We start from the raw sequence: 21,173 nt of genomic DNA, 5'->3' as shown, positions 1-21,173 counted from the left end.
GAAGTTCGGAGGCACCATGCCCCGCACCACACGCGCTCTCAGGCCCGGGACGGCGCTCCTCGCACTGGCCGTCCTCGCGATCCCCCTGGCACCTTCGGCCGCCGCCGCGCCTCCGTCGGCGCGGAAGGACACCGCGGCCCGCCGGCTTCCCGTCGTATCGCCGACCCCGCAGCACATGGCCCGCGCGGGCGGCGACGTACCGCTCGCCCGGCGCGCCGAACTCGTCGTCGGGGGCGACACGGACGAGGCGGCCCGGCGTCGTGTCACCGAGACGCTGCGCGCCCACGGGGTGCGCGACATCGACGTACGCGCGAAGGCGTCGGGCCGTGCCCCGCTGACCGTCCTGCTCGGCCCGGCGACCCGGCCCGACATCGCGAAGGCACTCGGCGGTACGGAGGTGCCCGAGCAGGCGGAGGGGTACGCGCTGCGGGCGAAGCACCGCACCGTCGCGCTCGGCGGCAAGGACGCGACCGGGCAGTTCTACGCGGCGCAGACCCTCGGGCAGCTCATCTCGCACGGGCGCATAGCGGGCGCGGCGGTCTCCGACTTCCCGTCCATGCCGCTGCGCGGCAGCATCGAGGGGTTCTACGGCCCGCCCTGGACCGAGGCCGAACGCCTCGACCAGCTGGACTTCCTGGGCGACACCAAGGCCAACACGTACGTCTACGCGCCCAAGGACGATCCCTACCACCGCGAGAAGTGGCGCGACCCCTACCCGGCGGAGAAGCTTGCCGAGCTCGGCAAGCTGATCGACCGCGCGAGCGCCAACCACGTGCGCTTCACGTTCGCCGTCTCGCCCGGCGGCTCCATCTGTTACTCGGACCCGGCGGACGTCAAGGCGCTGACGGCGAAGCTCCAGGCGATGTACGACCTGGGGGTGCGGTCCTTCTCGGTGCCGCTGGACGACATCAGCTACACCAAGTGGAACTGTGACGGCGACAAGGCGAAGTTCGGCGAGCCCGGCCGCGGCCCGGCGGCGAAGGCGCAGGTGGGGCTCCTCAACGCGATCCAGAAGGACTTCATCGCGAAGCACGAGGGCGCCAACCCGCTGCAGATGGTGCCCACGGAGTACGGGGACCTCACCGACACCGCGTACAAGAAGACGATGCGGGACGAGCTCGACGGCGCCGTGGAAGTGATGTGGACCGGCACGGACGTGGTGCCGCCGGAGATCACCAACTCCCAGGCGGAGAAGGCCGCCGAGCTCTTCGGGCGGAAGGTGTTCGTCTGGGACAACTACCCCGTCAACGACTTCGCGCGTACGGCGGGGCGGCTGCTGCTCGCGCCCTACGACAAGCGTGAGCCCGGCCTGTCGGGGCACCTGAGCGGGATCGTGTCCAACCCCATGAACCAGGAAGGGGCCAGCAAGCTCGCCGTCTTCACCATGAACGACTTCTCGTGGAACGACCGCGGCTACGAGCGGGCCAGGTCGGGACGGCAGGCGGCGCTGTATCTCGCCGGGGGCGATCAGCGGGTCGCCGACGCGGTGCAGACGTTCGTGGACCTCAACCACGCGGCGCCGACCTTCGGCGAGTCGAACTGGCAGCCGCAGTCGCCCGTGCTCGGGCCGAAGCTGGACGCCTTCTGGAAGGGGTACGAGAGTGATCCCTCGGGAGCGGTGAGGGCGCTGCGGCCCACTGCCCGGGACATCGAGAAGGTACCGGCGGTGCTGCGTGCCGGGGTGCCGGACAAGCAGTTCCTCCATGACGCGAAGCAGTGGCTTGACGCCACGGAGCTGTGGGGGTCCGCGCTGCGGCACGGGCTCGCGGCGCTGTCCGCCGCTCATGAGGGGGACGATGCGGAGGCGACGCGGGAGCGTGCGGCGATGGAGTCCCTGGTGGGACAGGCGCGTGCGATCTCCGTCGACCCGGCGGAGCACCACCAGCTGGGACCGGTGAAGATCGCTGACCCGTACCTGGACGAGTTCGTGAAGGGGGTCCAGGACAGGACCTAGCCGCTCGGCTCCGGACGGCTCTCTCCCTCCCGCCCACCCGTTCCGCCGTCCCCGTTGTGGGCAGGCGTTCCGCATGGCGGAACGGGTGGGCACAACGCCCCGATGCCGGGTGGCGGTGAAAGAGGCGCCAGTTCTGATGGCAGGGCACGCTGTTGCGGTAACTGATACGTCAGTCAGGATCGCAATGGCCTGGTCTAGCTGGAGAAAGGTCGCCCCGGAGATTGCGATCAGCGCAATGCGCGGGTAGCGTGACCGCCCATGCAGCAAGACCCCGAGGTCGCGGACCGAGTCCGTAAAGTCATCGCCGACGCCGGTGCCACCCAGCGTGAATTCGCGCGCCGCATCGTGATGGACCCCTCCAAGCTCTCCCGCTCCCTGGGCGGCACCCGCCGCTTCACCGCGGCGGAGCTGGCCCGCATCGCGGACACCGGCGGCGTGGACGCGGGCTGGCTCCTGGGCGCTCAGGCCCAGATCCAGGGCAAGGCCCAGAACGTGACGTCCCCGGCCCGCCGGGAACGCACCCCCGCCGCCCCGGTGGAAGGCGGCCGCCCGCTGCAGATCGTCCGCGAGACCGTGCGGCTCGTGGCCGAGCGCGGCTTCCACGCCGTACGCGTCGCGGACATCGCAGAAGCCTGTGCCACAAGCACCGCCGCCATCCACTACCACTTCCCCGGCCGCGACGACCTCCTGGAGGCCGCCGTCCGCTGGTGCATGGACGAGGACACCGCCCGCCGCGCGGCCCGTATCGCCGACGCGGCCGACGCGGCCGACGAGCTGCGCCAGCTGATCGAGCTCCAGATCCCCCGCACCCCGCAGCAGCGCTGGCAGTGGAGCGTCTGGCTCGACCTGTGGGCGGAGGCCGCCCGCTCCACCGCCGTCGGACGGCTGCACGCCGACTACTACCGGCAGTGGCGCGCGACCGTCGCCGACGTCGTCCGGCGCGGTGTCGACCAGGGCGTGTTCCGCCTCGTCGATCCGCAGTCCGCCGCGCTCCGGCTCACCGCGCTGATCGACGGCCTCGCCACCCAGGTGCTCGCCTCCACCCCCGGCACGGACGGCACCACCCCCGACGACATGCACGAGGCGCTGCTCGTGTACGTCGACGCGACACTCGCCGCCCCGCGCGGCGACGCATAGACACTTCCAGAAGAGCCCCTACAGCCCCAACACCCCACCCCCGAGGGAGAGTTCACCATGCCCGTGAACCAAGACGTCATCATCACCGCAGCCCTCACCGGCGCGGGCGACACCGTGCGCAAGAGTCCCCACGTCCCCGTCACCCCCGAGCAGATAGCCACCTCCGCCGTGGAGGCCGCCGAGGCAGGCGCCGCCGTCGTGCACATCCACGTGCGCGACCCCGAGACCGGCGACCCCTCGCGCGACCCCCGCCTGTACCGCGAGGTCGTCGAGCGGATCAAGGAGACCGGCACCGACGTCGTCATCAACCTCACCGCGGGCATGGGCGGCGACCTCGTCATCGACCCGGTCGAGCCGCTGAAGGAACTCGGCGAGCTGCCCGGCACCGACCTCGTCGGCGGCATGGACCGCCTTCCGCACGTCGAGGACCTGCTCCCCGACATCTGCACCCTGGACTGCGGCTCCCTCAACTTCGGCGACAACCTCTACATCTCCACGCCCGACATGCTCCGTCAGGGCGCCAGGCGCATCCAGGAGCTCGGCGTACGGCCCGAGTTGGAGATCTTCGACACCGGTCAGCTCTGGTTCGCCAAGCAGCTGCTCGCTGAAGGGCTGCTCGACAACCCCACCGTCTTCCAGCTCTGCATGGGCATCCCGTGGGGCGCCCCCGCCGACCCGGGTGTCCTGCAGTCCATGGTCAACATGCTCCCCGAAGGCGCCCAGTGGGCCAGCTTCGCGCTCGGCCGCATGCAGATGCCGTGGGTCGCGCAGTCCATCCTGCTCGGCGGTCAGGTCCGCGTCGGCCTCGAGGACAACCTCTACCTCGGCAAGGGCAACAAGGTCTCCAACGCCCAACTGGTCGAGCGCGCCGTGCAGATCACCGAGAACCTCGGCTCGCGCGTCGCCACGCCGGACGAGGCCCGCCAGAAGCTTGGCCTCAAGCGGTAGCGCTTCGCTGGATTGCGCGGATATCCGGCTGCGGGCCGGCTGTGGCTGGTCGCGCAGTTCCCCGCGCCCCTTCGGGGCACGACCCCGCCGCACCCCCACGACGAGTAGGACCCCCTCCATGAACGACATCACCACACCCCCCGCCCCCTGCGCCCCCGAGGACGTACGCCGTATCGCCTGCGTCGGCGCCGGAGTGATCGGCGGCGGCTGGGTGGCCCACTACCTCGCCCGCGGCTACGACGTCACCGCCTGGGACCCGGCCCCCGACGCCGAGCAGAAGCTCCGCCGCCTCGTCGAAGCGGCCTGGCCCGCACTGACGCAGCTCGGCCTCGCCGAAGGCGCGTCGCCGGACCGCCTCACCGTCATGCCCACGCTCCAAGAGGCAGTCGCTGACGCCCAGTTCGTGCAGGAGAGCGCGCCCGAGAAGCTGGAGCTCAAGCGCGACCTGCTTGCCCAGCTGGACGCCGCCGCGCCCGCCGGAGTCGTCATCGCCTCCTCCACCTCCGGCTACCCGATGACCGACATGCAGACCGAGGCCACCGACCCCGGCCGCCTCGTCGTCGGACACCCCTTCAACCCGCCCTACCTGATCCCGCTCGTCGAGGTCGTCGGCGGCGACAAGACGGCCCCGCACGCGGTCACTTGGGCATCGCGCTTCTACGAGGTCGCGGGCAAGTCCGTGATCACCATGGCGAGCGAGGTGCCCGGCTTCATAGCCAACCGCCTCCAGGAAGCCCTCTGGCGCGAGGCCCTGCACATGGTCGCCAACGGCGAGGCCACGGTGAAGGAGATCGACGACTCGATCACCGAAGGCCCCGGCCTGCGCTGGGCGTTCATGGGCCCCATGCTCACCTTCGCGCTCGCGGGCGGCGAGGGCGGCATGGCCCACATGCTCGACCACTTCGGCCCGTCCCTGAAGTCGCCGTGGACGCGCCTCGAAGCACCCGAGCTCGACAAGGAGCTGTACGACGCCGTGGTCGCCGGATGCGACGACGCGGCCGACGGACGGACCATCGCCGACCTGGTGGCCGAGCGCGACCAGGGAGTCATCGACGTACTGCGGGCGACGGGTCGCCTGCCGCAGCAGCGCACGCAGGAGGAAACCAAGTGAGCGAGTCCACGCCTGCCGGGCCCCTGCCTGCCGGACCCCTGTCCACCGGCCCCCTGCCGCTCCTGCACCGGACCGTGCGTCCCGAGTGGATCGACTACAACGGCCACATGAGCGAGGCGTTCTACGTCCTCGTCTTCGGCTACGCCACCGACGCCATGATGATCGAGACCGGCCTGCACGCGGGATACCGCGAGTCCACCGGCTGCTCGCTCTACACGGTCGAGGCGCACATCCGCTACCTCGACGACGTCGCGGAGGGCTCCCACCTCGCCGTCCGCACCCGCATCCTGGGCGCGGACGCCAAGAAGGCCCGCTTCACCCACGAGCTGTACGTGGTCGAGGAGCCCGGCGCGGAGATCGCGCCGGAAGCCACCCCCGTGGCGACCACCGAACTCCTCGCCATCCACGTCGACCAGAACGCGGGCCGCTCGGCCCCCTTCCCGGACACGATCCGCGAACACCTGACGACCCTCGCCGAAACGGCCCCGGAGTGGGCGGGCCGCTCGATCGCCGAGGTGCCGAAGGGGAGTTAGCGGTTCAGCGCTCCAGTTCCTTGTGGGCGGTTTCCGGGAGCCTGAGATACACCGCTGAAGACGCGAGGCAGAGCACGGCCACGTACCAAGGGAAGAGGCCCGGGTTGCCGATCTCCTTGAACAGGGTGCCCATGTACGGGGCCGTGCCGCCGAACAGCGCGACGGTGAGGGAGTACGGGAAGCCGATGCCCGCGGCCCGTACGCGGGCGGGGAACACCTCCGCGTTCACCGCCGCCGAGATCGACGTGAAGCCGGTGAGCAGCACCATGCCCGCGCACTGCACCATCAGGAGCGAGCCGAACGAGCCGTTCAGGGACCGCAGCAGGGGCACGCTCAGGACGGCGAAGCCGATTCCGAAGAAGAGCAGGAGCGGCCTGCGGCCGAAGCGGTCGGAGAGCAGGCCGCCGACCGGCTGGAGCAGCGCGAAGAACGCGAGCGAGAGGGTGCCGGACAGCAGGGCCTGGCTCTTGCTGATGTCGGTGTTGAGCTCGGCGTACGTCGGAAGGTACGACGTCCACGTGTAGTACGCGATCGTGCCGCCGGCCGTGATGCCGCAGATCAGCAGGGACTGGCGCGGATACTTGCGCAGGGCGTCGAAGAGACCGGGGCGTTCGGACGGGTCCTGGGGTGCCTGATGGGTCTCGTACGCGCCCTGCCTGATCCAGAAGCCGACCAGGCTGAGCGCCGCGCCGATGAAGAAGGGCAGCCGCCAGCCCCAGCCGTCCATCTGCCCGTCGGAGAGCGTGCCGACGAGCAGGGCCGCGACGCCGGACGCGGCGAGCTGTCCCGCGCTCGTCGACACGTACTGGAAGCTGGAGAAGAGGCCGCGCCGTCCTGGCCCCGCGGACTCGACGAGGAAAGTCGTCGACGCCGCGAACTCGCCGCCCACGGAGAGCCCCTGGAGCAGCCGCGCCAGGACGAGCACGACCGGCGCGAGCACCCCCACGGACGCGTACGTCGGCGTCAGACCGACCAGCAGGCTGCTGCCGCCCATCAGCAGGATGGTGACCGTGAGCGCGGCACGCCGCCCGCGCCGGTCGGCGACCGTGCCCATGAGCAGTCCGCCGACCGGACGCATGAAGAAGCCGACGGCGAAGACGGCGAACGTGGAGAGCAGCGGTACGAGGGAGTTGTCCGCGCTCTTGGGGAAGACCTGGTCGGCGATGTACGTCGCGAGGAACGTGTACGCGTACCAGTCGTACCACTCGACGGCGTTGCCGACCGAGGCGGCGAGGAGCTGGCGGACCCGTTGAGCAGGGCGGGCGGCGGTCGTGGTGGTCTCTGTCATGATCCTGTCCCGTTCCCAGGAATGCCCCTGTTCACGCACACCACCTCGTCTCGGCACATCGGAAAATCAGATCGCCTACAACGGAAACATCTGTTGGACAGAATTCATGCTGCGTTCAAGGATGGCTCGCACGGCAGCACAGTCAACGCGACACCGAGATGAACTGCCGTCTGAGTGGAGGATGAAGTGCCGAGGGAAGAGACCGAAGTAGTCGTCGTCGGGGCCGGTCAGGCGGGCGTGGCGGCCAGTGAGCACCTGGGGGCTCAAGGCGTGCCGCACATCGTCCTCGAGCGGCACCGCATAGCCGAGCGGTGGCGCTCGGAGCGGTGGGACTCCCTGGTCGCGAACGGGCCCGCGTGGCACGACCGTTTCCCCGGCCTCGAGTTCACCGACGTCGACCCCGACGGTTTCGCTTCGAAGGACCAGGTCGCGGAGTACTTCGCCGCGTACGCCGAGAAGATCGGTGCCCCGGTCCGCTGCGGCGTCGAGGTGACCGACGTGCACCGGCACACCGGTCGGCCCGGTTTCCGGGTGGAGACGTCGCAGGGCTCGATCGACGCACGCTTCGTCGTGGTGGCGACCGGGGCGTTCCAGCGGCCGGTGTTCCCGCCCATCGTCCCGGACGGCGCCGTCCCCGTGCAGATCCACTCCAGCGCCTACCGCAACCCGGAGCAGCTGCCCGAAGGATCTGTCCTGGTGGTCGGGGCCGGTTCCTCGGGGGTGCAGATAGCCGACGAGCTGCGCCGGTCAGGGCGCCGGGTCTTCCTCTCCGTCGGTCCGCACGACCGTCCTCCGCGCGAGTACCGCGGGCGTGACTTCTGCTGGTGGCTCGGTGTGCTCGGGCTCTGGGACGCGGAGACGCCTCCCCAGGGTGCCGAGCACGTGACCATCGCGGTCAGCGGCGCGCGCGGCGGCCACACCGTGGACTTCCGTGCCCTTGCCGCAGACGGCATCGAGCTGCTCGGGATGACCGCGTCCTGCGACGACGGCGTACTGAGCTTCGCGCCCGACCTCGCCACGAACATCGCGCTCGGCGACGAGAAGTACCTCGGGCTGCTCCGGGCGGCCGACGAGTACGTCGAGCGCAACGGTCTCGGCCTCCCCGAGGAGCCGCAGGCCCATGTCCTCGGGCCGGATCCGCAGTGCGTGACCGACCCCCGGCAGGAGCTCGACCTGGCCGGGGCCGGTGTCACCTCGATCGTCTGGGCGACGGGCTTCGCCACCGACTACGGCTGGCTCGACGTCGACGCCTTCGACGAGAAGGGCCGCCCCGCGCAGCGACGCGGAATCTCCTCCGAGCCCGGCGTCTACTTCCTCGGCCTGCCCTGGCTGTCCCGCCGCGGATCCAGCTTCATCTGGGGTGTCTGGCACGACGCCCGGTACGTCGCCGACCACATCGCGACCCGGCGGGGCTACCTCGCGCAGGGCACCACCGACCGGCCCGGCATCGCGTCGGCCGCCCCCACCACCTGAGGAGCAGACGATGACCTCCACGCACCAGGGCCCTCAGGCCAAGGCCCCGATCGTCGCGGGCGGGCACACCCGGATCCGTCCGTTCAACACCCGCGTCACCTACCCCGAACAGAACCTCGACAATGACCTCTGCCAGGCCGTCGTCGCGGGCAACACGGTGTACGTCCGGGGTCAGATCGGCCAGGACCTCGACACCAGCGAGTCCGTGGGCATCGGCGACGTCGAGGCGCAGGCCGAACAGGCCATGGCGAACATCAAGATGCTGCTCGAAGAGGCGGGCGGCCGGATGGAACACCTGGTCAAACTGACCATCTATCTGGTCGACCCGCGCTACCGCGAGGCGGTGTACCGCACGGTGGGCCGCTGGACCAAGGGCGTCCACCCGATCTCCACCGGCATTGTGGTGTCCGCGCTCGCCCGGCCGGAGTGGCTGTGCGAGATCGACGCGATCGCCGTACTTCCCGAGACCGCCGTATTTCCCGAGACCGCCGTGCTTCCCGAGACCGCCGTGCTTCCCGAGACCGCCGTACTCAGCGAGGGGGAGCGGGCATGACGTTCTCTCTGGTGGTCCGGGACGGCGAGCGGTTCGGCATCGCGGCCAGCTCGTCGAGTCCGGCCGTCGCCGCCCGGGTCGTCCATCTGCGGCCCGGCGTCGGCGCGGCGACGTCGCAGAACATCACCGACCCCATGCTCGGCACCAGTTTGCTGGAGGGCCTCACGGTTCACGGCGACGCCGAACGCGCGCTGGCCGACGTCACCGGCACCGCGGCTAACCAAGAGACCATCGACTACCGGCAGTTGACCGTGCTCGGCCGGTCAGGGCCGGGGGTCGCCTTCAGCGGTCCGCACACCCTGGGCACCTTCGCGTCGGCCACCGCGGACGGCGCGGTCGCGGCGGGCAACATGCTCTCCGGCACGCACATCCCCGGCGTGCTCCTCGACGCGTACGCCGCCGCCACAGGGGAGTTGGAGGAGCGGCTGCTCACCGCGATGAAGGCCGCCGTCGCGGCAGGCGGCGAGGAGGGGCCGGTGTACTCCGCCGGGATGGCGGTCGTCGCGGACGTCGGCTGGCGGGTCACCGACCTGCGGGTGGACTGGGCCGATGACCCCCTGGACCGGCTCGGCGACCTGCTCGACATCTGGCTGCCGCAACGGGACAACTACGTGCGGCGCGGACTCGACCCCGCCACCTCTCCCTCGTACGGCGTCCCGGGAGACCTGTGATGGGGACGACGACGATGAAGGAGGCGGCACGGCACGCGGTCGACCGGCACGCCGAGGAACTGATCGGCCTCTCCGAGCGGCTGCACGCCGACCCGGAGACCGCCTGGCAGGAACACCGGGCCGCCGCAGCCGTACCTGAGCTGCTCGACCGCGCCGGATTCGACGTCACCTCGTCCTACCTCGGCCTGGACACCGCGTTCCACGCCCGGTTCGGCAGCGGGCCCGTGCGGATCGCGCTGTGCGCCGAGTACGACGCGCTGCCCGGCCTGGGACACGCGTGCGGCCACAACCTCATCGCGGCGAGCTCGGTCGGCGCTGCCCTCGGCCTCGCCGCCGTCGCCGACGAAGCCGGACTCACCGTGGAGGTCTACGGCACCCCGGCCGAGGAGGGCGGAGGCGGCAAGATCGAGATGCTCGACCGGGGCGCCTTCACCGACGTGGATCTCGCGATGATGGTGCACCCGGCGCCGGTCGACGTCGCCGAGGCCCGCCCGTTCGCGGTCAGCCACTCCAAGGTCTCCTACACGGGTAAGTCCGCGCACGCCGCCGCCTACCCGGAGACCGGGATCAACGCGGCCGACGCCTTCACCGTGGCCCAGGTCGCCATCGGCCTGCTGCGTCAGCAACTGCCCTCGTCGGCGCGCGTGCACGGCGTGGTGACACACGCCGGGGACGCCCCGAACGCCATCCCCGAACGGTCGAGCGGACGCTGGTACGTCCGTGCCGAAACGCTCGCCGAACTGGCCGAGCTCGAACCGCGCGTCATGCGGGCCTTCGAGGCGGGCGCCCTCGCCACCGGCTGCGACCTGGTGATCGAACCGGAGAGCAAGCCCTATGCGGAGTTCCGCACGGACGAGACCGCCCTCGGGCACTACCGGGCCAACGCCCTCGCCCTGGGACGTGAGTTCGCGCCACCCGGCCAGGCGGCGCGCATGAACCGCGCCTCCACCGACATGGGCAACGTCTCGCAGGTCGTACCGGCGATCCACCCGTACATCGGCATCGGCTCCCTGCCCGCCACCAACCACCAGCACGAGTTCGCCGCCCACTGCGTGGGCGGGAGCGCCGAGCGGGCCCTGCTCGACGGCGCGGTCGCGCTGGCCTGGACGGGCGTGGACCGGAGCACGGCCCCACCTCCCCGACCCTGACGACACGAAGTCGGCGGCACCCGCACAGCTCCAGCTTCGGAACCCCTTTTCCCCAAGGAGGCGCGTATGCCCACGCGTGAATGCAGTGCCACGACCACCGAGGCCGAGCCGGCCACCGACGTGGTCGCACTGCGCAGGAGCGTCGCCGCGGGAGCCGTGGGCGTGTTCGTGCACTGGTTCGACTGGGCTGCCTACGCCTATCTCGCCGGCACCGTCGCGACCGTGTTCTTCCCCGCCGACGACAAGACGACCGGACTGCTCGCCGTGTTCGGCGTGTTCGCCGTCTCGTTCGGCATCCGGCCCATCGGCGCCCTGGTCTTCGGACCGCTCGGCGACCGGATCGGCCGCAAGCGCACCCTGTCACTGGTCATCTTCATGATGTCGGGCGCGACCCTGACCATAGGTCTGCTTCCCGGCTACGACTCGATAGGCATCGCGGCTCCGATACTCCTGGTGGTGCTTCGCCTGATCCAAGGCTTCGCCGCGGGCGGCGAGTTCGGCAGCGCGGCCAGCTTCCTCGCCGAGAGCGCGCCACGGCGCCGACGCGGATTCGGCGTGAGCTGGCTGGAGGTCGGCTCCCTGCTCGGCTTCCTCGCCGGTTCGTTCGTCTTCCTCCTCCTGTCCTCCACGCTCGACGAGAGCCAACTCACCTCCTGGGGCTGGCGCGTCCCCTTCCTGATCGCCGCGCCCCTCGGCGTCATCGGCTTCATCATCCGCAGCAAGATCGAGGACACCCCGGAGTACCGGGCCCTCGAAGCGAGCGGCACCGTTCCGACCAGCCCCGCCCGGGAACTGCTCCGCTCCCACAAGAGGGAACTGCTCCAGGCGGCGGGCCTGATGGCGGCCATGCACGTGCCCTTCTACGCCGTGCTGACCTACCTCGTCACCTACGAGACCGACCACCTGGGCCACTCGGACGGCAACGCGGCCCTGCTGTCCACCGCCATCTCGCTGATGGGTCTCGCGCTCGTGCCGCTCTTCGGCGCGCTCTCCGACCGGGTGGGACGCAAGCCGGTGTTCATCGCGGCGACGGCGGCCCTGTTCGTCCTGTCCACCCCGGCCTTCCTCCTGATGCGGACCGGGCTCGTGGGCACCTGGATCGCCGGCCTGCTGCTCGGTGTGATCCTGGCGGCGATCCTCGGCACCTACGCGGTGTGGTCGGCGGAGATCTTCCCCACCCGCACACGGCAGAGCGGTCTCTCCGTCGCGTACAACATCACCGCGGCGCTGTTCGCCGGGACCGTGCCCTACCTGATGACCGTCCTCATCTCCGCGACGGGCAGCACGCTGGTGCCGGGCCCGTACCTGATGCTGTTCGCGGTGGGCGGCCTGGTCGCCGCCCTGACCCTGAAGGAGACCGTCGGCACCACGCTGCTGCGCCCCGAGGACATCTCCGACACGCCCGCCGAGCGGGTGTAGGCGTCGCCGCCGCATAGGGTCGGTGCGGACACAGTCCACCGGGCGCAAGGGTCTCGCATGACATCACCGCTGGGTTTCACGCTCGTTCAGCTGCGCTACTTCCTCGTGGCCGCCGAGCGCGGCTCCATGACAGAGGCGTCGGCCGAGCTGCACATCGCCCAGTCGGCCGTGTCCGCCGCCGTCCACAACCTGGAGCAGGACCTACAGGTCCAGCTCTTCATCCGGCGGCGCGGCCGGGGCCTGACCCTGACACCCGCAGGGGAGCGGCTCCAGCAGCAGGCGCGGGACCTGCTGGCGCGTGCCCGCGAGGTCGAGCAAGAGGCCCGGGGCGACGGAGAGACCCTCTCCGGTCCTGTTGCCGTCGGCTGCTTCGTGACGCTGGCCCCGTACTATCTGCCGCCTCTGTTCACCGCGTTCACCCGTCGCCATCCCGGCATAGAGATCGACGTGGTGGAGGCGGAGACGGACCAGCTCGTCCAGGCCCTGGCAGCGGGACGCATCGACTTCGCCCTCACGTACGGCCTCGGTCTGTCGTCCGAGCCGGAACTGCACAGCGAGACGATCGCCCGCGCTCCGGCCTACGTCATCGTCGCGGCCGACCACCCCCTGGCCGGGCAGGACAGCGTGGAGCTTGCCGAGCTGTCCGCCGACCCCCTCGTCCTCCTCGACCTCCCGCACAGCCGCGACTACTTCCACGCCCTGGTGGCCGCCACCGGCACCGCACCCGACGTCCGCTACCGCACCCGCAGCTACGAGACCGTGCGTTCGCTCGTGGCGCGAGGACTCGGGTACTCCGTGCTCAACCAGCGGCCGTCGACCAGTCAGACGTACGGCGGCGGCGAGGTCGCGGAACTGCGGCTGCGGGACGGCGGCCCCCCACTGGAAGTCAAGATCGTCTCCATGGGAGGCGTGGCCCAGACAGCCCGGGCCCGAGCGGTGATGACCCTGCTGCGGGAGATCGCCGCCCGGCCCGGAGAGGCCTGAGCGTGGTCCGGGACCGGGTCAGCCCGTCGTCGGCCGGTACGAGTAGACCGACGTCGTCACCAGGCAAGGCACCGGCGGTACGACCTCCACGCGCAAGGTGCGCCGCGCCGAGTCGTAGTCGACGCCCTCCGTCTCGAACGTGCCGGAGCAGATGCTCCGTTGCGGGGCCGCGAACAGGCTGGTGACCTTGCCCGTGACCTGCTTCCCGTCGAGCGCGTGCTCCAGGTCGACTTGGAGCACGGGGCGGTCCTCGGGCCACAGCTGCTTCGACGCGTCGTTGGACGCGCACACCAGGCGGGTCGCGGAGACGAAGTCGCAGCCCTGGATGTCACGCACCGGCTTGTCCAGCGAGATCTGACCGGCCTGGGGGAGCGCGCCGCCGGTGGGCGGGGTCGAGGAGTTGAGGAGCGGGGCGGGGAAGACCTGGAGGCGGTTCTGGTCGCCCCATTCGCCCGACACCAGCCACTGGTTGTCGGGGGAGACGGCCGCGAAGGAGTTGTTGAGCTTCTCGCCCGCGTCGAGCTTGTGCTCGTAGAGGTAGCGCTTGTCGTCGGGTGTCGTCACGGCGAACATCTTCGACTTCGCGTCGTCGCCGCCCTGATAGGCGTCGACGGTGTGGCCGTCGGCTATGTCCGGGTCGCCGATGTGGGTCCAGCCCTTGATCCGCAGGTCGAGCGGGACCGAGGCGAGACCCCGGTAGAGGAGGCTGCCGTCGGCACGGCTGGCCAGACCCTGGCTGCCGGTGAGGGAGTCGACGACCGAGACGCCGGACTCCTGCCAGCCGCCCGGGGATCTGGGGGCGGTGTCGGCCTGGGCGCCGCCGCCGGTCGCCAGCGTCAGCGCGAGGGCGCCGAGCAGGGCTGCGGATGCCTTCGCGGACGTCTTGAGGGGGGTCAGGGGTGTCATCTGTGCGCTACCTCCGTGGGGGGTCGATCGCTGCCGGGCAATCGTACGTAACGTGACCTCTGTCGATGGGCGAGTTCTGACAGGTCGACAGATGTGCGTGAGCCGGACGACAGGTGTGCGTGAGCCGGACGCCGGGTGTTCCGATGACTGTTCCGACAGAAGGTGGTTGAGACGTGAAGCTGGTCATTCTCGGTGGCGGCGGATTCCGCGTTCCGCTCGTGTACGGAGCGCTGCTCGGTGACCATGCCGAGGGCCGGGTCACGGAGGTCGTGCTGCACGACCTGGACGCGGGCCGGCTCGGCGCGATCGCCCGTGTGCTTGCCGACCAGGCGGCCGGGGTGCCGGACGCGCCCGCCGTCACGGCGACGACCGACCTCGACGAGGCATTGCGGGGCGCGGACTTCGTCTTCTCTGCGATCCGAGTGGGGGGTCTTGAGGGGCGTGCGGCCGACGAGCGGGTCGCCCTCGCGGAGGGGGTCCTGGGGCAGGAGACCGTCGGCGCGGGCGGTATCGCGTACGGCCTGCGGACCGTGCCCGTCGCCGTCGACATCGCGCGCCGGGTGCGCCAGCACGCCCCGGACGCCTGGGTCATCAACTTCACCAACCCCGCGGGCCTGGTCACCGAGGCGATGTCCCGGCACATCGGCGACCGCGTCATCGGCATCTGCGACTCGCCGGTGGGCCTGGGACGCCGCGTGGCACGCATGCTCGGCGGCAACCCCGACGAGGCGTTCATCGACTACGTGGGACTCAACCACCTTGGCTGGCTGCGGGGCCTGCGGATCGCGGGCCGCGACGAGTTGCCGCGGCTGCTCGGCGACAGGGAGCTCCTTGGCTCGTTCGAGGAGGGGCGGCTGTTCGGCGCGGAGTGGCTCCAGTCGCTGGGGGCCGTCCCGAACGAGTACTTGCACTACTACTACTTCAACCGCGAGGCGGTCCGCGCCTATCAGGAGGCCGAGCAGACGCGGGGGGCGTTCTTGCGCGACCAACAGGCCCGGTTCTACGAGGAGTTGGGGCGGGGGGAGGCGCCGTCACCGTCAGCTGCGGCCTCGGCGCTGAAAGCTTGGGACGCGACGCGTGCGGAGCGCGAGGCCACCTACATGGCCGAGAACCGGGAGGCCGCGGGTGTCGGGGAGCGTGCCGCCGAGGACCTCGAGTCCGGTGGGTACGAGCAGGTCGCCCTCGCCCTGATGCGGGCGATCGCCCGGGACGAGCGGACGACGCTGATCCTCAACGTCCGCAACCGCACGACCCTTTCGGCCCTCGACGCGGACGCGGTGATCGAGGTGCCGTGCTCCGTCGATGCCAACGGCGCGCATCCCATGGCCGTCGATCCGCTTCCCGGGCATGCGACGGGGCTCGTGTGCGCGGTGAAGGCGGTGGAGCGGGAGGTGCTCTCCGCGGCGGAGAGCGGCTCTCGGGCCACTGCGGTGAAGGCGTTCGCGCTGCATCCGCTGGTGGATTCCGTGGCGGTGGCTCGGCGGCTGGTGGAGGGGTATCGGGGGGTGCATCCGGGGTTGGGGTATCTGAGCTGAGGGTGCGGTGCGGGTTCGTCTTGGGGGCGGGGCCGCGCCGGTATGTCCGTCCTCGCCATCCGCTGGTGGGTGTCTGTCTGCTGCGGCGGGGGGGGGGTGCTGCTTACCGCTCTCCCGGCGGAAAAGGGGAGGACGACTTGGCGCTCGTGTTGGTAAATTCCGGATCATGGAACCTATCGGCGAGAAAGAGATTCGCGCGGCCTTCGTCAACTGCTCCAAGGGCGAAGCCCGCAGGCTCACTCTCCCTGCGGGCTTCCCGGAGACCCCCTGGTCGGACCTGGACTTCCTCGGCTGGCGCGACCCCAAGGCCCCGGACCGCGGCTACATCGTGACGGAGCGGGACGGCGAGTACGTGGGCATCGCGCTGCGCGCATCGACCGGCGCGCGCAAGAGCCTGCTCAAGTCCAGCATCTGCTCGGTCTGCGTGACCCCGCAGTCCGGCTCGGGCATCACGCTGCTCGTGGCGCCCCTCGCGGGCCCGGCGGGCCGCCAGGGCAACTCGGTCGGCATCTACATCTGCGCGGACCTCGCCTGCTCCCTCTACGTACGAGGCAAGAAGACCTCGGCGCTGGCCCGCCGCTTCGAGGAGAGCCTCACGCTGGAGGAGCAGAACGCACGCACCGTGGCGAACCTGCACGGCTTCCTCGACAAGGTCCTCGAGGGCTCGAAGACGGCGGCCTGAGGCTCAGACCTTCCGCGGATCGACCACCTGGAGCGTGAGCGCTGCCGACGGCGCCGCGAGCCCAGGGCCGCCCGCCTCGGCCCACGCGATTATCTCGTCGATGGACTCGTCGTCCATGGCGAAGCCGACCCAGACGGCTCGGCCACCTCGCCTGCGGCCTTCCCGTGAGGGCTGTACGACGATGATGTTCGCCTGCCCGCAGGGCCCGAGGCACTCACTCGTCCGCACCGCGAACCGCCCTGCGGACTCCGCGGCGGCGGCCCGCATCCGCGCCAGCTGCCAGTCGTGGTCGATGCCGGGGTGCTTGCGCGCGTCGCCGCAGCAGCAGCCCCGGCACACGACGAGTGTGCAGGGACGGACGGCGGCGGATCCGATGGAGATGACGGGACTCATCCGTTGATCATCGCAGCCCCGTTGTCAGTCCCTCATGGCACGCTCGGTTCATCGTGTCCTGTGGGGGAGAGGGAGAGCATCCATGTCGACCAAGTGGACTGTGACCATCGACTGCGCGAGGCCGGGCGAGCTGGCCAAGTTCTGGTCGCTTGCCCTGGGTTACGCGGAGAAGCCACCACCGGCCGGCTTCGCCAGCTGGAAGGCGTGGTTCGCGCACCATGAGGTTCCGCAGGAGGAGTGGGACGACGGCGCTTATCTGTCGGACCCGGACGGTTCGGGCCCCAGCCTCTCCTTCCTGAAAGTCCCGGAGTCGAAGGTGGCCAAGAACCGGCTCCACCTGGATGTGCAGGTGGGTGGTGGCCGCGAGACTCCCTGGGAGGTCCGGTGGCCACGGGTCGTCGCGGCGGTGGAGAGGCTGACCGCTGCGGGGGCGAGGGTGCTGCGCGAGCATGAGGTGCGGGGTAAGCCGGATCATGTGGAGATGGCTGACCCGGAGGGCAACGAGTTCTGCCTTCTTTGACCCGGGGGGAAGCTCCCCCGTTCTGGCTCGCACGGCAACCGGCAGAGGGGTGGCGCCGCGGTAAGCGGTCGAGGAGCCGCACTCCCGAGCCGGTCGGCTAGCTCGGGGGGATCGCGGTCTCGATCTGGGCGAGGTGGGCGGCGAGGATCTCTTCGAACGCGTCGCGGCGATCCACCCCCAGGGGGCGGACGTCGCGGGCGAAGTGGGCCAGGGCGGGGAAGTGTTCGGGGTCGGCGCCCAGTACCGTGACGCGGAAGAGCTCCATGCCCTGTTCGTACTCTTCCGAAGTGATGGTGCTGACTCCGGCCTCGGAGGCGGTCAGCGCGGCGATGAGGACCGCGAGGCGGTGGTAGCGCGCCGGGATCTCCTCGTCGGGCAGTCCTGACGCGCGCAGGGCCTGTAGCACCTCTTCCACGACCAGCCGGGAACCGGCGCCGCCTGACGCGTACCGCCCCCAGACCGCGGCGAGCTGGGGCTGCCTGCCGAACGCCTCCCTCACGCGAAGGGCCAGGGCGGTGATGCGCTGCTTCCAGTCACCCTCGGCGCGGTAGCCGTCCATGGAAGCCAGGAGGATCCGGTCGGCGACCGCGCGCAGCAGTTCTGTCTTGCTGCGGAAGTGCCGGTAGAGGCTGGAGGAATCGGTCCCCAGGGTGGCGGCGAGCTTGCGCACGCTGAACGACTCTGTGTCGCTCGTGCGCAGCAACTCCACTGCCGCATCCAGGATTTCCTCGGTCGACCAACGCCTTCGACCTGCCATTTCGCCCCTCTCGTCGGACTCAGTCTAACTCATGCACTTGGTGTTGCACGCACCGCGTGCATAATGAGGACATGAGTATGCCGGGCGGGCCGGCATGCCACTCGTGCCCTGTTGTCCGGGTCAGGCGACCGATGCGGAGCCCACCCCGGGGAACACGAAAGGACGCATGACGTGCAGAGCTCACTGGATTCCGCGGCGCTGAACGCCGCCATCGAAAACGTCCACCACGCCGGGATACCGGGCTTGTTCGCCGAGGTGCGAGACGGCGACCAGGTCTGGCGCGGCGCCGTCGGGGAGGCCGACGTCGCCACCGGCCGCCCCGTCACCGCCGACATGCGGCACCGCGTCGGCAGCATCACCAAGACCTTCACCGCCGCAGCGGTCCTGCAACAGGTCGAGACCGGTCAGATCGGTCTCGACTCACCGGTCGGCCGGTACCTGCCGAAGCTGGTTCCCGGCGAACGCGGTGACGCGATCACGATCCGGATGCTGATCAACCACACCAGCGGCCTCGCCGAGTACCTCCCGTACGCCTACCCCTCCTTCAAGGCGTACCCCGACCTCGCGGGCACCGGCCCCCAGAGCATGGACGACCACCGGTTCACGCGGTTCGACCCCACCGAACTGATCGAGATGGGCGTCACCGCACCCGCCTTCGGTCCCCCGGGCAGCGCCCCGGGCCTGTACTCCAACACCAACTACCTGCTCCTGGCCCAGCTCCTTGAAGAGGTGAGCGGCACAACGGCCGAGCTGTGCATCACCCGGAACGTCATCGAGCACGCCGGGCTCCGGGACACCGAATTCCCCGCCGGACCGTACGTCGACGGGCCGCACTCGCAGCTCTACGAGGCATGGTTCGGCATGATCGACCCGCCGCGCGACTACAGCGTCTTCGACATGTCGTACGCGGGACCGTCGGCCTCGCTGATATCGACCGTCGCGGACCTCAACCGCTTCTACCGCATGCTGCTGGCCGGGGAGATCGTCAGCCCGTCGTCGCTGGCGCAGATGCAACGCACCGTCCCGGTCGTCTCCCAAGAGGGAAAGGTGATCGACTACGGCCTCGGCCTGTACCCGATGGAGAGTCCCGGACAGGGCACCTTCTGGGGTCATGGCGGCACGGTCTGGGGCGGTGGAGCGCTGGCCATGATCCGTGCCGACGGCAAGCGGCAGATGGCGGTCGCGGTGAACCTGCAGAGGTGGAACGGGTTCGACTCCTCCGGCAAGCCGCAGCCCCATCCCATCGACGACGCGCTTGCGGCTCTCTACCGCGTGGCGATGTACGGCTGACCTGGCCGAGCCGCTCGGATCAGTCCGCGTACTAGACGCTCTGACTGCGTCAGGGGGTGACGATGGGGAAGGCCGTGTCGGGCTTGGTCACGTAGGAGAAGAGGCGGGTCAGGAGGGCGGAGTCGCCGTCCGTGGTGACGCCGTCCAGGTCCTTTCCGGCGAGCAGGCCGAGGAGTTGGGGCTTGGTGAGGGTGAGGGTGAGACCCGCCTCGGTCTTGGGGATGGTCACCGTGCGGTGGGTGAGGGCGCCGTTGTGGAGAGTGAGGCGCTGACGGCGTTGCTCGTCGGTGAGGACGAGGTCGATGGTGAGGTCGTCGTCCCAGGCGCGGGGGCCGTCGATGCGGATGGCGATCGAGTCCAGGAGCATGTCGGTGGTCAGTGCCATCGCCATCTCGGGGTTGGTGGTGTCGATGGTGATCGCGTTGACGCCGTGGCGCAGTTCCATCGCGGAGGTCAGGTAGAAGTTGCGCCAGGTGCCGTTCTCCGCGCCTTGGCCGAGGCGGTCGTAGACGCCGGCCAGGGTCTGCTTCGCGTCGGTGGTGTCGGGGTGGGCGAAGACGATGTGGTTGAGGAGCGTGGCGGCGAAGCGCAGGTCGCCTTGGTCCACGTACGCGCGGGCCTTGGTCAGGGCTTGGTCGGGGCCGCCCAGCGCGTCGACGTAGCGCTTGGCCAGTTCTACGGGTGGGTGTTCCCACAGGTGGGCCACGTTGCCGTCGAACCAGCCCAAGTAGCGCTGGTAGATCGCCTTGACGTTGTGGGAGACCGAGCCGTAGTAGCCGCGGGCGTGCCAGGAGTTCTCCAGGGCCGGGGGCAGTTGCAGCTGTTCGGCGATCTCCGGGCCGGTCAGGCCGTCGTTGAGGAGGCGCAGTGTCTGGTCGTGGAGGTAGGCGTAGAGGTCGCGCTGGGTCGAGAGGAACGTGACGACGTTCTCGCGGCCCCAGGTGGGCCAGTGGTGGGAGGCGAACGCGACGTCGTAGCGGTCGCCGAAGTACTCGATGGCCTCGTCCAGATAGCGGGCCCAGATGCGGGAGTCGCGGACCACGGCGCCGCGCAGGGTCAGGATGTTGTGCAGGTTGTGCGTGGCGTTCTCGGCCAGGCACAGGGCGCGCTTGTCCGGGAAGAGGAAGTTCATCTCGGCCGGGGCCTCGGTACCGGGGGTGAGCTGGAAGACGATGCGGACGCCGTCGACCGTCTCCTCCTGGCCGGTGTGGGTGATGTCGAGGGTCGGCGGGATGAGGCTGATGGTCCCGTTCGAGGTGGTCATGCCCAGTCCGGCGCTGATCTGGCCGTCGGCCGCCTTGGGCAGTCGGTCGCCGTACATGAGGATCGCGCGGCGGGTCATGGCGTTGCCCGCGTAGACGTTCTCGCTGACCGCGTGCTCCAGGAAGCCTTCCGGGGCCAGGATCGGCACGCCGTCCTCGGTGCCGCGGGGCAGCACGCCTCGCGAGCCGCCGAAGTGGTCGCCGTGGGAGTGCGTGTAGATGAGGCCGGTGACGGGGCGCTCGCCGCGGTGCTGCCGGTACAGGGCCAGGCCCGCGGTGGCGGTCTCGACGCAGAGCAGGGGGTCGATGACGACGACGCCGCGCTCGCCCTCGACGAGCGTCATGTTCGACAGGTCCAGGCCGCGGATCTGGTAGACGCCCTCGCACACCTCGTACAGGCCCTGGCGGGAGCAGAGTTGGGCCTGGCGCCACAGGCTCGGGTTGGCCGTGTCGGGGCAGTCTGCCTTGAGGAAGTCGTAGGCGTCGTTGTCGTAGACGACGCGGCCGTCCTCCCCTTTTACGACGGCCGGGACCAGGGCGTCGACGAAACCACGGTCGGCGTTCTCGAAGTCGGTGGTGTCCTCGAAGGGGAGGGCGGTCATCTTTCAC

At 70.3% G+C, this 21,173-nt stretch carries 20 protein-coding genes; 15 read left to right on the top strand and 5 right to left on the bottom strand.

Going from position 1 to position 21,173, the window contains the following annotated elements; all coding sequences use genetic code 11:
- Window positions 1-16: 16 nt before the first annotated feature.
- The 5 genes from ACWFRJ_RS11925 (at window position 17) to ACWFRJ_RS11905 (ending at window position 5,683) form a co-directional block, all read left to right on the top strand.
- The gene (locus ACWFRJ_RS11925; protein WP_453527725.1) at window positions 17-1,954 is read left to right on the top strand and encodes a beta-N-acetylhexosaminidase family protein; all 1,938 of its coding nucleotides are present in this window, start codon (window positions 17-19) and stop codon (window positions 1,952-1,954) included.
- Between the two features lie 258 nt (window positions 1,955-2,212).
- Window positions 2,213-3,091 carry a TetR family transcriptional regulator C-terminal domain-containing protein gene (locus ACWFRJ_RS11920; RefSeq protein ID WP_453527722.1) on the top strand — a complete coding sequence of 293 codons (879 nt, stop codon included), beginning with the start codon at window positions 2,213-2,215 and terminating at the stop codon, window positions 3,089-3,091.
- A gap of 57 nt (window positions 3,092-3,148) precedes the next feature.
- A complete protein-coding gene (locus tag ACWFRJ_RS11915; protein WP_453527719.1) occupies window positions 3,149-4,039 on the top strand; it encodes a 3-keto-5-aminohexanoate cleavage protein in 891 nt (296 codons plus the stop codon).
- A 118-nt stretch (window positions 4,040-4,157) separates the two neighbouring features.
- On the top strand, window positions 4,158-5,150 hold the full coding sequence (locus ACWFRJ_RS11910) for a 3-hydroxyacyl-CoA dehydrogenase NAD-binding domain-containing protein (protein ID WP_453527716.1): 993 nt from the start codon (window positions 4,158-4,160) through the stop codon (window positions 5,148-5,150).
- Window positions 5,147-5,683 (top strand): thioesterase family protein, encoded by a 537-nt coding sequence (locus ACWFRJ_RS11905; protein ID WP_453527713.1) that lies wholly within the window; start codon window positions 5,147-5,149, stop codon window positions 5,681-5,683. Before ACWFRJ_RS11910 ends, ACWFRJ_RS11905 begins: the two co-directional genes overlap by 4 nt.
- A 4-nt stretch (window positions 5,684-5,687) precedes the next feature.
- Here the strand turns inward: ACWFRJ_RS11905 and ACWFRJ_RS11900 are convergent, their stop codons facing one another.
- Window positions 5,688-6,971 (bottom strand): MFS transporter, encoded by a 1,284-nt coding sequence (locus ACWFRJ_RS11900; protein WP_453527710.1) that lies wholly within the window; start codon window positions 6,969-6,971, stop codon window positions 5,688-5,690.
- A 186-nt stretch (window positions 6,972-7,157) separates the two neighbouring features.
- Between ACWFRJ_RS11900 and ACWFRJ_RS11895 the strand changes: the two genes are divergently transcribed.
- From ACWFRJ_RS11895 to ACWFRJ_RS11870, 6 genes are all read left to right on the top strand, one after another.
- Window positions 7,158-8,444, top strand: a complete 1,287-nt coding sequence (locus ACWFRJ_RS11895) for a flavin-containing monooxygenase (protein ID WP_453527707.1) — start codon at window positions 7,158-7,160, stop codon at window positions 8,442-8,444.
- 10 nt (window positions 8,445-8,454) lie between these two features.
- Window positions 8,455-8,997 carry a RidA family protein gene (locus tag ACWFRJ_RS11890; protein WP_453527704.1) on the top strand — a complete coding sequence of 181 codons (543 nt, stop codon included), beginning with the start codon at window positions 8,455-8,457 and terminating at the stop codon, window positions 8,995-8,997.
- The gene (locus ACWFRJ_RS11885) at window positions 8,994-9,668 is read left to right on the top strand and encodes a DUF1028 domain-containing protein (RefSeq protein WP_453527702.1); all 675 of its coding nucleotides are present in this window, start codon (window positions 8,994-8,996) and stop codon (window positions 9,666-9,668) included. The genes ACWFRJ_RS11890 and ACWFRJ_RS11885 overlap by 4 nt, the downstream gene beginning before the upstream one ends.
- Window positions 9,668-10,816 (top strand): M20 family metallopeptidase, encoded by a 1,149-nt coding sequence (locus ACWFRJ_RS11880; protein WP_453527700.1) that lies wholly within the window; start codon window positions 9,668-9,670, stop codon window positions 10,814-10,816. Before ACWFRJ_RS11885 ends, ACWFRJ_RS11880 begins: the two co-directional genes overlap by 1 nt.
- 66 nt (window positions 10,817-10,882) lie before the next feature.
- Window positions 10,883-12,235 (top strand): MFS transporter, encoded by a 1,353-nt coding sequence (locus tag ACWFRJ_RS11875; protein ID WP_453527697.1) that lies wholly within the window; start codon window positions 10,883-10,885, stop codon window positions 12,233-12,235.
- A gap of 57 nt (window positions 12,236-12,292) precedes the next feature.
- Window positions 12,293-13,219 carry a LysR substrate-binding domain-containing protein gene (locus tag ACWFRJ_RS11870; protein ID WP_453527695.1) on the top strand — a complete coding sequence of 309 codons (927 nt, stop codon included), beginning with the start codon at window positions 12,293-12,295 and terminating at the stop codon, window positions 13,217-13,219.
- 18 nt (window positions 13,220-13,237) lie between these two features.
- On the opposite strand, the gene ACWFRJ_RS11865 is transcribed toward ACWFRJ_RS11870, so the two are convergent.
- Window positions 13,238-14,125, bottom strand: coding sequence for a hypothetical protein (locus ACWFRJ_RS11865; RefSeq protein ID WP_453527692.1), 888 nt, complete (start codon window positions 14,123-14,125; stop codon window positions 13,238-13,240).
- A gap of 173 nt (window positions 14,126-14,298) precedes the next feature.
- Between ACWFRJ_RS11865 and ACWFRJ_RS11860 the strand changes: the two genes are divergently transcribed.
- Window positions 14,299-15,660 (top strand): 6-phospho-beta-glucosidase, encoded by a 1,362-nt coding sequence (locus ACWFRJ_RS11860; protein WP_453527689.1) that lies wholly within the window; start codon window positions 14,299-14,301, stop codon window positions 15,658-15,660.
- Between the two features lie 166 nt (window positions 15,661-15,826).
- On the top strand, window positions 15,827-16,342 hold the full coding sequence (locus tag ACWFRJ_RS11855) for an FBP domain-containing protein (RefSeq protein ID WP_453527686.1): 516 nt from the start codon (window positions 15,827-15,829) through the stop codon (window positions 16,340-16,342).
- Window positions 16,343-16,345: 3 nt separating this feature from the next.
- On the opposite strand, the gene ACWFRJ_RS11850 is transcribed toward ACWFRJ_RS11855, so the two are convergent.
- The gene (locus ACWFRJ_RS11850; RefSeq protein ID WP_453527683.1) at window positions 16,346-16,735 is read right to left on the bottom strand and encodes a (2Fe-2S) ferredoxin domain-containing protein; all 390 of its coding nucleotides are present in this window, start codon (window positions 16,733-16,735) and stop codon (window positions 16,346-16,348) included.
- A gap of 82 nt (window positions 16,736-16,817) precedes the next feature.
- Between ACWFRJ_RS11850 and ACWFRJ_RS11845 the strand changes: the two genes are divergently transcribed.
- On the top strand, window positions 16,818-17,255 hold the full coding sequence (locus tag ACWFRJ_RS11845) for a VOC family protein (protein ID WP_453527680.1): 438 nt from the start codon (window positions 16,818-16,820) through the stop codon (window positions 17,253-17,255).
- Between the two features lie 97 nt (window positions 17,256-17,352).
- On the opposite strand, the gene ACWFRJ_RS11840 is transcribed toward ACWFRJ_RS11845, so the two are convergent.
- Window positions 17,353-18,012 (bottom strand): TetR/AcrR family transcriptional regulator, encoded by a 660-nt coding sequence (locus ACWFRJ_RS11840; RefSeq protein ID WP_453527677.1) that lies wholly within the window; start codon window positions 18,010-18,012, stop codon window positions 17,353-17,355.
- Between the two features lie 171 nt (window positions 18,013-18,183).
- On the opposite strand from ACWFRJ_RS11840, the gene ACWFRJ_RS11835 reads away from it, so the two are divergent.
- Entirely contained in the window at window positions 18,184-19,302 is a 1,119-nt protein-coding gene (locus tag ACWFRJ_RS11835; RefSeq protein WP_453527674.1) for a serine hydrolase domain-containing protein, read from the top strand.
- 49 nt (window positions 19,303-19,351) lie between these two features.
- Here the strand turns inward: ACWFRJ_RS11835 and ACWFRJ_RS11830 are convergent, their stop codons facing one another.
- A complete protein-coding gene (locus tag ACWFRJ_RS11830; RefSeq protein ID WP_453527671.1) occupies window positions 19,352-21,166 on the bottom strand; it encodes an alkyl/aryl-sulfatase in 1,815 nt (604 codons plus the stop codon).
- Window positions 21,167-21,173 lie beyond the last annotated feature (7 nt).

The organism is Streptomyces sp. NPDC055239, assembly GCF_053606205.1.
Note: the sequence above shows the minus strand (reverse complement) of the source record. Positions and strands in the feature narration are given on the sequence as shown.

Bases quoted from the DNA above. Each gene is read 5' to 3' on its own strand.
- ACWFRJ_RS11920 (WP_453527722.1), top strand. From the start codon at position 2,213: ATGCAGCAAGACCCCGAGGTCGCGGACCGAGTCCGTAAAGTCATCGCC.
- ACWFRJ_RS11910 (WP_453527716.1), top strand. From the start codon at position 4,158: ATGAACGACATCACCACACCCCCCGCCCCCTGCGCCCCCGAGGACGTA.
- ACWFRJ_RS11925 (WP_453527725.1), top strand. From the start codon at position 17: ATGCCCCGCACCACACGCGCTCTCAGGCCCGGGACGGCGCTCCTCGCA.
- ACWFRJ_RS11900 (WP_453527710.1), bottom strand. From the start codon at position 6,971: ATGACAGAGACCACCACGACCGCCGCCCGCCCTGCTCAACGGGTCCGC.
- ACWFRJ_RS11850 (WP_453527683.1), bottom strand. From the start codon at position 16,735: ATGAGTCCCGTCATCTCCATCGGATCCGCCGCCGTCCGTCCCTGCACA.
- ACWFRJ_RS11830 (WP_453527671.1), bottom strand. From the start codon at position 21,166: ATGACCGCCCTCCCCTTCGAGGACACCACCGACTTCGAGAACGCCGAC.
- ACWFRJ_RS11870 (WP_453527695.1), top strand. From the start codon at position 12,293: ATGACATCACCGCTGGGTTTCACGCTCGTTCAGCTGCGCTACTTCCTC.
- ACWFRJ_RS11890 (WP_453527704.1), top strand. From the start codon at position 8,455: ATGACCTCCACGCACCAGGGCCCTCAGGCCAAGGCCCCGATCGTCGCG.
- ACWFRJ_RS11875 (WP_453527697.1), top strand. From the start codon at position 10,883: ATGCCCACGCGTGAATGCAGTGCCACGACCACCGAGGCCGAGCCGGCC.
- ACWFRJ_RS11880 (WP_453527700.1), top strand. From the start codon at position 9,668: ATGGGGACGACGACGATGAAGGAGGCGGCACGGCACGCGGTCGACCGG.
- ACWFRJ_RS11865 (WP_453527692.1), bottom strand. From the start codon at position 14,125: ATGACACCCCTGACCCCCCTCAAGACGTCCGCGAAGGCATCCGCAGCC.
- ACWFRJ_RS11885 (WP_453527702.1), top strand. From the start codon at position 8,994: ATGACGTTCTCTCTGGTGGTCCGGGACGGCGAGCGGTTCGGCATCGCG.
- ACWFRJ_RS11845 (WP_453527680.1), top strand. From the start codon at position 16,818: ATGTCGACCAAGTGGACTGTGACCATCGACTGCGCGAGGCCGGGCGAG.
- ACWFRJ_RS11840 (WP_453527677.1), bottom strand. From the start codon at position 18,012: ATGGCAGGTCGAAGGCGTTGGTCGACCGAGGAAATCCTGGATGCGGCA.
- ACWFRJ_RS11915 (WP_453527719.1), top strand. From the start codon at position 3,149: ATGCCCGTGAACCAAGACGTCATCATCACCGCAGCCCTCACCGGCGCG.
- ACWFRJ_RS11855 (WP_453527686.1), top strand. From the start codon at position 15,827: ATGGAACCTATCGGCGAGAAAGAGATTCGCGCGGCCTTCGTCAACTGC.